The organism is Paenibacillus rhizophilus, from assembly GCF_003854965.1.
GTDB lineage: Bacteria > Bacillota > Bacilli > Paenibacillales > Paenibacillaceae > Paenibacillus_AQ > Paenibacillus_AQ rhizophilus.
Window position 1 is genome coordinate 204,740 of record NZ_RQPI01000004.1, and the last position, 11,900, is coordinate 216,639.

12 protein-coding genes are annotated in these 11,900 nt (G+C 54.3%); 10 read left to right on the forward strand and 2 right to left on the reverse strand.

The genetic code is table 11. The features are described 5' to 3' along the window. Genes EH198_RS10185 through EH198_RS10215 form a run of 7 tightly spaced genes read left to right on the forward strand, consistent with a single transcriptional unit; the run spans position 1 to position 7,352 of the window. Positions 1 to 879, forward strand: coding sequence for a type II secretion system F family protein (locus tag EH198_RS10185; protein ID WP_246014177.1), 879 nt, complete (start codon positions 1 to 3; stop codon positions 877 to 879). Positions 880 to 891: 12 nt separating this feature from the next. Continuing rightward, a complete protein-coding gene (locus EH198_RS10190) occupies positions 892 to 1,080 on the forward strand; it encodes a Flp1 family type IVb pilin (RefSeq protein WP_124695421.1) in 189 nt (62 codons plus the stop codon). An 11-nt stretch (positions 1,081 to 1,091) separates the two neighbouring features. Then, entirely contained in the window at positions 1,092 to 1,766 is a 675-nt protein-coding gene (locus EH198_RS10195) for a TadE family protein (RefSeq protein ID WP_246014179.1), read from the forward strand. Positions 1,767 to 1,784: 18 nt separating this feature from the next. After that, positions 1,785 to 4,031 carry a hypothetical protein gene (locus tag EH198_RS10200; protein WP_124695422.1) on the forward strand — a complete coding sequence of 749 codons (2,247 nt, stop codon included), beginning with the start codon at positions 1,785 to 1,787 and terminating at the stop codon, positions 4,029 to 4,031. 19 nt (positions 4,032 to 4,050) lie between these two features. Further along, positions 4,051 to 5,052: a pilus assembly protein gene (locus tag EH198_RS10205; protein WP_246014181.1), complete on the forward strand. Its 1,002-nt coding sequence runs from the start codon at positions 4,051 to 4,053 to the stop codon at positions 5,050 to 5,052. Positions 5,053 to 5,076: 24 nt separating this feature from the next. Next, positions 5,077 to 5,592, forward strand: a complete 516-nt coding sequence (locus tag EH198_RS10210; RefSeq protein ID WP_124695423.1) for an A24 family peptidase — start codon at positions 5,077 to 5,079, stop codon at positions 5,590 to 5,592. 38 nt (positions 5,593 to 5,630) lie between these two features. Then, positions 5,631 to 7,352, forward strand: coding sequence for a DUF6382 and FHA domain-containing protein (locus tag EH198_RS10215; RefSeq protein WP_221621508.1), 1,722 nt, complete (start codon positions 5,631 to 5,633; stop codon positions 7,350 to 7,352). A 25-nt stretch (positions 7,353 to 7,377) separates the two neighbouring features. Here the strand turns inward: EH198_RS10215 and EH198_RS10220 are convergent, their stop codons facing one another. Together EH198_RS10220 and EH198_RS10225 are read right to left on the reverse strand one after the other, a co-directional pair. Then, positions 7,378 to 8,277: a TIGR01777 family oxidoreductase gene (locus EH198_RS10220; RefSeq protein ID WP_124695424.1), complete on the reverse strand. Its 900-nt coding sequence runs from the start codon at positions 8,275 to 8,277 to the stop codon at positions 7,378 to 7,380. A 67-nt stretch (positions 8,278 to 8,344) separates the two neighbouring features. Further along, positions 8,345 to 8,809, reverse strand: coding sequence for a DUF2621 domain-containing protein (locus EH198_RS10225; RefSeq protein WP_124695425.1), 465 nt, complete (start codon positions 8,807 to 8,809; stop codon positions 8,345 to 8,347). 171 nt (positions 8,810 to 8,980) lie between these two features. On the opposite strand from EH198_RS10225, the gene EH198_RS10230 reads away from it, so the two are divergent. The 3 genes from EH198_RS10230 (at position 8,981) to EH198_RS10240 (ending at position 11,899) form a co-directional block, all read left to right on the forward strand. After that, on the forward strand, positions 8,981 to 10,108 hold the full coding sequence (locus EH198_RS10230; RefSeq protein WP_124695426.1) for a deoxyribonuclease IV: 1,128 nt from the start codon (positions 8,981 to 8,983) through the stop codon (positions 10,106 to 10,108). A gap of 42 nt (positions 10,109 to 10,150) precedes the next feature. After that, positions 10,151 to 11,050 carry a formyltetrahydrofolate deformylase gene (gene purU / locus EH198_RS10235; RefSeq protein ID WP_124695427.1) on the forward strand — a complete coding sequence of 300 codons (900 nt, stop codon included), beginning with the start codon at positions 10,151 to 10,153 and terminating at the stop codon, positions 11,048 to 11,050. 111 nt (positions 11,051 to 11,161) lie between these two features. Then, a complete protein-coding gene (locus tag EH198_RS10240; protein WP_124695428.1) occupies positions 11,162 to 11,899 on the forward strand; it encodes a CpaB family protein in 738 nt (245 codons plus the stop codon). Position 11,900 lies beyond the last annotated feature (1 nt).

An 11,900-nucleotide genomic window follows, 5' to 3' on the forward strand; every position in this document is an offset into this window, starting at 1 on the left:
GTGGGAAATCTGAGATGGATTTGCGGGTTGACCGCCATTGCGCTGGTCTTGAGCTGGGTCGCGCTCCGTGCTGTGAGCGGGAAGCGGTACGCCGCCCTCAGGAATCTGCCTGTGGACGGCCTGCGCCTGCGGAGTCTTTCGGAGCCGCTGCTTGTGCTGCTGGAGAAGGGCGGTATCGCCCGGAGATTTCCGGTATTCGTATTTCGGATGCAGCGGTCGGTTCAGCGGATATACGGGCAGCGCCACAGCGCGGAAATAACGCTGCTCTTCATGGGCGAAATGCTGGCCTACGCCTGGCTGCTCGCCTTGGGGGGATGCGTTCTGGCGACGCTTAGCGGAGAGCCGGCCGCGCTCGTTCTTGGAGTTCTGCTGGCCGTCCTGCTTCCCGCCGCGCTTGCAGCCGATCTGCACAAAAAGGTTAAGGTACGCGAACAGCTCATCATGATGGAGCTTCCGGATCTGCTAAGCGGGATTGTATTGCTGGTTAGCGCAGGTGAAACGGTGCAGCGGGCGATTATACGCTGTTTGGAAAGCCGGAAGAATGACAATCATCCGCTGTACCGTGAACTGCTTGCCATGACCGGCGAGTGGGAAAGCGGCTATTCGTTCCAGCAGGCTTTCGAGAATTTCAGCAAGCGCTGCGCCGTGCAGGAAGTTTCGCTCTTTGCGACGACGGTGCTGCTGAATGTCCGAAGAGGGGGAAGCGATTTTGCGCTCGCTTTGCGCGATTTGTCTCGGCTGCTGTGGGAGAAGCGCAAGGCGGTCAGCAGGACGCGCGGCGAGCAGGCTTCCTCGAAACTGGTATTTCCGATGGTTGTCATTTTTATAATCGTAATTGTATTGGTAGGCACGCCGGCTTTTATGATGATGAATATGTAGGAGGTTGAGAGAATGTTAACGATTGTGGAGAAAAGCAAGAATTTTTGGCGGGATGAGGAAGGTCTGGGCACGCTCGAAATGATTCTGATTATTGCCGTTCTGGTCGCTGTGGTTGTATTGTTCCGCCAAAAGATCAAAGAGGTGATTTCGGGTCTGATTGATACCGCTGGCGAAAAGAGCCAGGAAGTATTTGAAGATTAGTCATTTATACGATGCTGAACAGAATCCGTAACGACGAAGGAAGCTTCACCGTAGAGGCGGCTATGGTGCTGCCGATCATCATGTGCGTGACCATGCTGCTGCTGTTCTTCTGCTTGTACAGCTACCAGAAATCGATGCTGCTTCAAATTGCGTCTTCCGCATCTGAACGTGCGGCCTATAACTGGGACAACAGCCACAAGGCCGGTGATGGGTCGTTTCCGCAGGGACAATACGATTCCCTTTACTGGCGAATTGGAGACGACCGTCTGCTGGGAAGCCTGTTCGGGACCGGAGAGAATGGCGAAGCCGCAGCAATACAGCTGCCGGACGGCGGGGCGGAAGAGAGCAATCTTCCGGCCGTCAAGCTGAGTAAGTCCGCTATGAGAATTCCCGACAACTTACAGGGAGAAATGAGCTACAGTTACACCCTTACGGGGAGAAGAGTAAAGGCTAAGCTTCGGCGAATGCTGAACCTGCCGGTTCTGGACGAGATTCTTTCGGATAGAGCGCAGCCCGAGGTTACCGCGCGGTCTCTTGTCGCCGAGCCGGTTGAATTTATTCGCACCGTGGAATTGATGCGCTACTATGGAGCTAAATTTAGAGAGAACTCGGCGAATGCTGAACCGGAGCAGGCCATGAAGCAGCAGGATGCTTCAACCATGATGTCCAAACTGGGCAAACGGTAAAGACGAGAGGAAATAAGGATGAAAAGACGAATTGCAGCCCGAATCCGCCGCGCCGAACGGTTAAAAAGCGGGTGGAGACAGACGGAAGGTTCGGTATCGGTTTTCTTGATTATGGTGTTGGCCTTTGTATTCCTGTTCTCTGCGGTGCTCATCGATTACGCTCGGATGGCCGCCGCCAATGTGCAGGGCGAACGTCTGGCCCGAGCGGGCGTACGGTCGGCGATGTCGGCGTACGATGCGGGACTGAGGGAACAGTACGGGTTGTTCGCCTTCGGCGGAAGCGACGGAGACGAAATAATGGCTCGCACGCTTGCCGATTCCTTTTATAAAAGCGGCCGCGGCGACGGTTTTAATCTGATCACATTGGGCCTTGATTCCTCTACGCTGGAGTGGAGCCGCCCGCTGGGGAGCTATGACGTGTTCCGCCGCCAAATGAACGAGGAAATGAAATACAAGGCTCCGGTCGATTTCGCGCTGGAGCTTGCGGGAAAGTTCAAGCCGCTGTCCGGAGCGATGGAAGAAGCGTCCCGAACGACAGAATTATTCGCCAAGCTGCAGCCGCTGTACGACAAGCGGGAGGCGGCCCTCGACCGGATGCTGGAACGCAGGCGGCAGGCTGCCGAAAGCGCGCGGACGCCGCTCACGCTCATTAAGAATCCGGCTGCCGGCGGCATTGCCGATTCTTCCATCGGCGCTGTCTCAAGCACTGCGGATATCGCTGCGCAGTATAACGATTATGTGTGGAAATCTAATATCGACATGAATAGAGGGCCAAAAAAACCGGCGATGTATACCCATGCTATCACTTCTTATCGTGAGCAATCCGCAGCGGTTCTTTCCGGACTGGGCAGCCGGCTTGCCGTTTGGCAGAATGATCATGCCTTACTGATAAAGCAGGCAAGCGACGCGCTTAATGAGGCGAAGATAATCAACGAGGAAATGAGCAAAGCCATTAAGTTGTCAGAAAGCAGAAGCGCCGGACGCGGATATGACACGGCCGATTCCTGGGATATTCCTAATTCACAGGCAAATGCCGCAGCCCGCCCTAACTTGCGTGAGCAAGCGGAGCAGCTGGTGCTTGAATCCGCGGACTTGCTCGGTATGGAGAATAGTCTGGCGGCGCAGGAAGCGGCTTTTCGGGATTCATACTCCCGGGCTTCATCCCTGCCGGGGGCGATGAGCCCAGCTTTGGGGCTAAACGGCGACGCCGGCGCGATGAAAGCCGCGGTAACCGGCGCCGCAGGCACCGTAGACGCATATTTGAGCGATTATGGAAACGGAGGGGGCGTTATCGGCCGGGAGGCGGCCGAAATCGACAAGCACCGCGGCTCGGACAATCAGCGAAAAGAACTGGAAAAAGAGGCGAAGACCAAGCTTGCGGAGGCGCTAAAAGTTGCCGACGCTCTTTGCAATCTGAATAGCGGTGCCAAAGAAGTGCTGGAGCGTTACGAATTATTGAATCAATACTATGAAGAAAGTATCGATTATAACAAGGGACTAACGGAAGGTTCGGCGGATGAGCCAGTTAAGAGCGATCCGTATGCCGCTGAAAGCGCGGCTATGGACCAAATGGACAATCTTTACGAAGCGTTGGGGAGCGTTCTGCTTGCTTCAAGGGACAGGCTGTTTCAAACCGAATATGCGGCGCAGTATTTTCCCCATTTTGATCTTTCGCAGCTTAAGGAAATAGCCGAAGGCTCCGCTGAAGAAATCGGGGAGAAACTGAAGGAGCAGCTCGATCCGCACAGCCAGGAGCTGGAATATATCCTGTATGGTTTTGACAAGCCGGGACTGAATGTGGCAGCGGCTTACAGTGAAATATTCGCGGCCCGGCTGGCTATCCGCACGATGGAAGGATTTGTGAAAAAAGCAGGAATGGGCAATCCGTTGCTAGTAGCGGCGGCGGCACTGGTGTACGGGTTGACGGAAGCGGTCAAGGATATGATTACGCTCTGCCGCGAGGGAGCCGTCCCTTTATCTGAATATGTGCCAGCCAAACTGACCTACCGTGATTATTTGCGCCTGTTTTTGGCGCTGCATGGCTCGGGAGAAGCCGAGCTGTCGCGGATGCTGGCCCTGATCAGGCTGAATACGGGGATCAATCCGGCAGAGAGAAGCACATATGCTTCCGCTGAGATGCGTTTAGGGATGCGGCTTTGGTTCTTGCCCGGCATCATGAAGCTGCTTCAACATACCGGCGAGGTTCCGGGGGAAATCGACGGCCATACCTATTTCAGGTCGGTGAGGGCGGACTTTGCGTATTGACGGGAGGAACAGAGAAACAATGGATAACTGGCTCAAAAAGGAAGGGAGGTTTAATAACGAAGGCAGCATGGTCGTGGAGGCGGCTATGGTGCTGCCCCTATTTTTGCTGTTCGTGCTGTTCCTGATCTTTATCGTGCAAATGACCCTGTATTCAACCGCTTTGCAGGGGACCGTATCCGATACCGTAAAAGAAGTGGCCACGCATATGTACCCTGCCGCCTTGGCGGTGCAGAAGGGAGAACAGTCCGCAAACGCTTCAGATGAAGCCGAGAGCGGAATGAACGGCCAAACGACTGCGGCCAAGCCGTCCATTTGGACTATTCCTAGACTGTCGGTTACGGATTGGGCCGAGCAATACGCCTCCGATCTGCCTCCGCCGCTGGGTGATTGGGTAAGAAGCGCGGCAGAGAAGGGAGAAGCTCCTCTTCAGGAGCTCCAGGCCAAAGGCTCGGAGGCTGTTTTGGACGTTGCCGTCAAACCGCTTCTAAAGCCTTACATCGCTTCGGATATGCTGGACTACAGGCGGCTCCACGTTTCTAATGTGACGGTTCCGAAGCTGAAAGACGGCTCGCAGCCCTATTTCGGTCTTCAGGTCAGCTATGAGCTCCCGATGAAGGTGCCGTTCCTGAATCGCAGCATTGTGCTGGAGGCCTCTGCCGTGGAGCGGCTATGGATAGGGGAAACAGGCGAAGGCGGAAGCGTCGATGAGGAAGGTGGAGCCGAAGACAACACCTCCATTTCTATTCTGGAGAAGCCGAATCCAGCAAGGCCTAACAAACAGGGAGTCATCCGGATTAAAACCACGCCGAATGCTTCGGCGAATCTCACGGTCTTCTACAAAAGCGGGAAAAGCACCGCCAAGTATTTGGGCTGGAAGAAAGCAGACGAGAACGGGTATATCGAGTGGGAATGGAGAATCGGCGGCAAGACGACGCCGGGCTCATGGCCGACATTCGTCATAGAGACGGAGGACGGCCAATCGGCGGAGGGCCAATTTTACGTGGCGGAAAAGCCGAATTGACTCACAGAAAAAGGAGCCAAGGCAATGAATGAATGGGCGTTTTGGGGCTGTCTGCCCTTTTTGGCGGGGGCGTTCCTTACGGATACGCTGACGATGAAAATACCGAACTGGATTACGGCGCCGGCTGTGCTTATGGGCTTTATGGCACAGGGACTTTCCGGCGGCTGGAAAGGGGTAGTGTTTGCGGGAGCCGGCGCTGCCGCAGGATTTTTACCGCTTCTTCTCATGCATGTCATAGGGGCTGTTGGAGCGGGTGATGTCAAGCTTTTTGCCGGAATCGGCGCCTGGACAGGATCTTTGTTCACCGCTCAGGTCATCGTCTACTCGCTGCTGTTTGCGGCGGTGATCGGCTGGATGATTGTGCTCAAGAGGCGGGAAGCATTTCGCCGGCTGCGGAGTGTCGCAATATTGCTGGCGGGAATCTTTTATATACCGAAATGGACATTGTTCAAAAGCCGTGACGGCGATATGCTGCGATTTCCTTTTATGCTTGCCGTGATTCCCGGGGCGGCGGCCGCTTTTTTGGGGGGCTGGATTTAAGGACCGTCCGTTCAATTGTAAGAGGGAGGTGAACTTCATTGTTTGGGTTAACCAGGGATTTTGTGCAGCAGGACGGCATCCGGATGGTGCTTGGAGGACGAGAGGGAATGCCGGCGTCCAGGCTCAATTCGGTTCAGAGCCGCATGCTGTCCTCCTTAACCATTCCGCATCATCTTAGGCTGTTTCTCAAAGAGGTGGATCTGAGCGTAACGCTGGAATATCCGGTATCCGGGAAAAAATTGCTCTCGCATCTTCTCAAGGGAGTTAAGCTGACCCTGGCCGAATTTTACGGGCTGCTGCTTCAGATCGCTCAAGGTATGGAGGATGGACGGCTGCATATGCTTCATCCCGGGCAGTACGCTCTGCATGAGGATTATATTTTTATTGAAGGTCCCCTGCAAAGGGGGAAAGTCTACTTGACGTACGTTCCTCTTCAGATCATCGAACCGGCGCAGTCATTGGGAGAGAGTCTCAAGGGGCTGATTATGGCGCTGATGCCAAGCGTGGGGGAGTTGAAAGGAGACGGCGTCCAGCGGCTGCTGCACTACTGCGGCGAAGATGAATTTACCGTCGGAGGGTGGAAGAAGCTTCTCTCGGCGCTGCTGACAGATGACGGGGAACGGAATCCGATGGCGCATGCGGAGACGGCCGCGGCCAAACCATCGACGGAAACCGGGCATTACACGGTGGATGCTGACAACGGTAAAAGATCCCCCGCGAAGCGTGACGGCCCGGATGCGAACCATCGTATTTTCAGCAGTTTTGGTTCTTCGGTGGACTCCCCGGAAGCCGAAGCTTCACGGGAAAGGTTCAAATCGCCGATTGCCGAATGGATGAGCGGGAGTTCTTTTTTTCAGGGCAGGCAGCAGGAAGATAACAAACAGGAAGGAGGAAGGGAGAGAAGCTGGAAGGAAGAGGAAAGTATGAACACCGGTTTGGCTTCCGGCGAATTCCTCGAGGCCAACGGTGGACATTCCTCAAAAAAGACATATATTTTGCTGGGCTGCGTTCTGCTGGACGCCTTGCTGTGGAAATACTTGTACCTGGATCATCCGGGAAGGTTAACGCTGATTCTTTGCGGAATCACTACGGTTCTGCTGATTGCAATAAACGGGTTAATCTGGGCGGGGAAAATAGGCGCAGGCCAAATGGAAGAGGAAGAGACGGAAGAAGAGGATGCAAAAGGTCCGGAATTTGGAATACCCGGGGGGTTCGGAATGATGCCGCCGTTTGGCGGGCGAAACAGGGACAAGCTTGAGGAATCACGGCGGCTCAATCCTGCGCCAGTTGACCGGAATAAACGGGTCGTCGCCGAAATGCATGAATTCGGATCTGGCGGTATAGGGATTGAGGCAATGGAGGAATATCCAAAACCAGCGGTGGCCGAGCCGGTTACAGTTCTGCTTTCGAGAGAGAAAGCACCGGCTCCGGAAGAAGCGAAGCTGCGCGAGGGAGCGGTGCCTTATCTTGAAAGAATGGAGGAAGGAAGCGAACGCCGGGAGAAAATCGAACTGAACCGGACAAGCTTTATTATCGGCCGTTCACCGGAGGTGGCTCAGTATATGGAATCATCGGAGGGCGCATCCAGAGTGCATGCCGAGATATTCCGAAGCGGCGGAGGCTATGTCCTGAAAGATTTGGATTCGCGCAACGGCACCCGTTTTCGGGGAGAGGTAATGGTTCCCTACAAGGAGTATCCACTGACTGACGGGGACGCCTTCACAATTGTAAAAGGGAAGTATACCTTTCATCAGCGTTAATGGTTTTGGATCGCAGTGCTTAAGCTCATGTTCTCAGCTGCCGCAGCGCTTTGGGAAGATCGGGATAAGTGAATACAAAGCCATGCTGCAGCAGCTTGGCGGGAAGAACACGCTGGCCCTTAAGCAAAATTTCTGACAGCTCGCCGAGGGCGGCTCTCAGCAGAAAGGCAGGCAGCGGGAACCAGTGGGGACGACTGTACACTTGTCCGACAGCCGCACCGAACCGGTCGTTGGTCACCGGGTCAGGGGCGGTCGCGTTAACCGGTCCTGAAATATCGGAACAGGCGGCGCAGTAATCAATCAAAGCGACCATGTCTGCTAGATGAATCCAGGACAACCACTGGCGGCCGCTGCCGATTTTGCCGACGAAGCCGAGCATATAGGGCAGCTTCATCTTCGGGAAGGCGCCGCCTTCATTGCCGAGCACAACGCCGGTCCTCAGTTTGACAAGCCTGACGCCTTCGTAAGTCTGATCAGCGGCATCTTCCCAGGTCTTCACGACCTCGGAAGGAAAATCCATCACCCGCGAGGGAGAGGATTCATCGAAGGTCTCGCTGAACGATGTGCCGTAAATCGCAACAGCGGATGCCTGAATGATGACCTGCGGTTTGGACTTCAGGAGACCAAGCAGATTGCCGGCTGCAGCACCGGTTTCAATCCGGGATTGCCGGATAAGCGATTTACCGCGTGCGTTCCAGCGCTGGCTCAGGCTAGCGCCGGCGAGATTAACGAGGACATGGGCTTCTTCCGCAGGTTCGGGATCGTTTGTAAGCCCATCCCAGGTTCGGTACAGCAGCTTAGAGTGAGATATAGCTTCCTCCGGCGTTTTGCGGCTGACGATGATTATTTCATGCCCAGCCTGCAGCCAGTATTGAGTCAGCGCGGTGCCGATAAAGCCGGTGCCGCCGCAAATAATCGCTTTCATTTTATGGCCTCCTTGCCTTCGCGGGAGCGGTGCGCCGGGGTATGCTCAAGCTCAAACTATTGAAAGTTTACTTCATTAAATGACGGTATGGGGAGTAGTCGATGTGGTTCTTTTCCAGAAATTGAACCAGAAAGCGGCTGTCCCGCCTTGGAGTGGCTGAGATGTAGCCTCTGATGCAGTGATCGCGTGTAACCTCGCTTGCATGGCTTTCGATGGCGATCCTGCCGATTTCGGCGGCGATGGAATGCTTGGCGATATCGCGGAACGGCCCGGGTACGGGCTGCACCAACTGGTCGAGGAAGGCTTTGGATTCATCGCTCCACAGCGGACGGCTGCGTTCCACCCAGTAGTTCTGCCAGTCCAACTTGGATTTTCCGTCCGCCTTGGGCAGCACCTTGAGAAATTTGCGGAACATAAAATAGCCGCCGATGCACATGCAGCCCAGCAGCAGAAATGTCCAGAAAGCGATTGTGTTCATAAACCAACTGTTCGGTGACATGGACAACCAGCCAAGCCCTGATTTAATAAACATAATACTATCACCTCATCAATGATGATGATCACAGACTTCTTTCCAACTTAAATTATAGCGTATAACCCGCATTTTGCGAAGGTGGAAGCCAGATATCGGCAATGCCTAGATTTATTGTCCCAATCACGATAAAATAAGTTTTAATTCGTGAAAGAAAGAGGGAAAAACGGCATGCTAAAAATTGGTTCCCATGTTTCGTGCGCGGCTAAGGGACTGCTCAGCGCGGCAAATGAAGCGAATGAATACGGTTCAAGCTCTTTTATGATATATACTGGCGCACCGCAAAATACCCGCCGGAAACCGATCGAAGACATGTATCCCGAAGAAGGCAAAGCGGCGATGCGGGACAACGGCGTAGAAGAGATTGTCGTTCACGCTCCTTACATCATTAATCTGGGTTCTTACAAAAATCACACCTACCAGCTTGCCGTAGATTTTCTCCAGCAGGAGATCCACCGCACCCATGCGCTGGGCGTCAAGCATATCGTGCTCCATCCGGGCGCTTATACGGACAAGGACCCGGAATACGGCATCCAGCGGATTGCCGACGGTCTGAACGAGGTGCTCGGCGGCACGCATGAGACGGAGGTCCATATTGCGCTTGAAACCATGGCCGGCAAAGGAACGGAAATGGGCCGGAGCTTTGAGGAAATCGCATCCATAATCGATAAGGTCGTACACAACGAGCGGCTGTCGATCTGCCTGGATACCTGCCATATCCACGATGCCGGTTACGATATTGTAGGCGACCTGGACGGCGTGCTCGAACAGTTCAACAAGACAATCGGCTTGGACCGGATCGGCGTAGTGCATATCAACGACAGCAAAAATCCGATCGGTTCGCGTAAAGACCGCCATACGCCGATCGGTTCGGGCTGGATCGGTTTTGATACGATTAACCGGGTGGTTCATCATGAACTCCTTGCCGGGCGCCCGTTCATTCTTGAAACGCCGTGGATCGGCAAAGACGCCAAGACCCAGCGGCCGATGTATGAAGCGGAAATCGCGCTGCTGCGCGGCAATGTTCAGGAGCGGTTCGGCGGAGAGTTTTTGGCCCAGGTCGAGGAGCTGCACGCTTTCTTCGCCAAGCAGGAGCTGGACCCAAGGCAGTATGTGCTGGACATTTGGAATTTGCTCAAGACCGATGCCAAGGCCAAAAAAGCCGATCCGCGCGAGCCGATGGAACGCCTTTACGATCTGGTAACCGCCGCCGATCTGTTCCCGGACTTAAGCGAAGAAGCGGTAAATCACCGGCTGATCGCTTGGCTGGCGGGCAAGCAGGTGCTGGTTAACGTTTAAACTCAGGCAATGCGTGAATGACGAGAGGATGGAAAGTACACAATGGAATTGCATGTAAAAAGAGAACATTCTTCTTCGGACGGGCAGCACCCGAACAGGGCGCGGATGCTCATCTCCTGTCCGGACGGCCCAGGAATTGTGGCTGCGGTATCCCGTTTTTTATTCGATCACGGTGCCAATATCGTGCAATCGGATCAGTATACGATGGACCCGTCGGGCGGAATGTTCTTTATGAGAATCGAATTCGATCTGCCGGAGCTGGAGCAGCGCATGGAGCAGCTTCAGGCGGAGTTCGGCGAAATCGCCGGACAGTTTCAAATGAACTGGCAAATGTTCAATGTCAGCCATAAAAAGAGACTCGCGATCTTCGTGTCGAAGGAGGATCATTGTCTTGTCGAACTGCTCTGGCAGTGGCAGGCGGGTGACCTGGATGCCGACATCGCGCTCGTTGTAAGCAATCACATCGATATGAAGGAGTACGTCGAGTCGTTCGGCATTCCGTATCATCACATTCCTGTAACGGGGGATACGAAGGCGGAGGCGGAACGGCGCCAATTGGAGGTTGTCGGAGAGGATATCGACGTTATTATTTTGGCGCGGTATATGCAGATTATCTCACCGTCGTTTATCGAGCATTACAGGAACCGGATTATCAATATCCACCATTCGTTTCTTCCGGCCTTCATCGGCGGCAATCCTTATGCCCAGGCGTACCGGCGTGGGGTGAAGATTATCGGTGCTACCGCCCACTATGTAACCGAGGAGCTTGACGGCGGCCCGATCATCGAACAGGATGTGCAGCGGGTCAGCCACGGGGACGATGTTGGCGAACTAAAGCGCATCGGCCGCACGATTGAGCGTGTCGTTCTCGCCAGGGCAGTCAAATGGCATATCGAAGACCGTATCCTTGTTCATCAGAACAAGACGGTCGTGTTCAACTAATCGAATAGCTGCTTGCTTTATAGGTAAAAAAGCATTTTACCCACACTTTGGCGCTCTATGCCAAAGTGTGTTTTTTATGCGCAAAATACACCTTGCAAAGGGGGGATCTGCTTGTCGGCGCAGCGCGGTCATTTATTGAAGCGCAATTATATTTTTGCTTTTCTGATTTTGATTGTCGGTTTCGGCGGTCTGTTGGGATATGATCTTTACTTCAAGCCCTATGTGCTGTCCCAGACCGTGGTGAAAATCAAGGTGGACGGAGGCGGCGTGCTGCCCAAGAATCACGAGCTGCAGGCGGGAGAGCTTTATCTCGATTCCGTCCAGACGAAGGATGTCCCGGGCGGTGCGGTAACTCAACTGAACCAGGCGGAGCGCAAAATTACGAACGTGAGCCTGACGGACGGCAGTATTTTGACAGAGGTGCTTGTCGATTTGAACGACTTGGAGCCGAGGGCGGACGAAGGGATTTTTCCGGTGCCGAAGGAAGCGGTCTATGCGATCAATGGCTCTCTACGCAGCAGGGACAAAGTGGACATCTATCTTGTGTTAGAGGAAGCGAAGGCTGCGGAAAACTCCAACATTGCTATGGCAGGCTCTGCACAGGGAAGCCCTGGCAGCGGGCAGGCGGCTGTGCCGGAGGTGGCTTTTTTAACCGGAGTGACCGTGAATTATGTCCGCACGGAAGATAACAACGACGTTCGCGATACGGAGCTTGGCAATGACAATAACCGGGTCACCTCGACCGGCAAGGTGGCGGTTCCAGAGCTGAAGCTGAAGAAGAGTGACGGCGAACTGCTGAAGCAATATCTGGAGCGCGGCTGCAAGCTTTGGATTGTCCGGGTGGAATAGG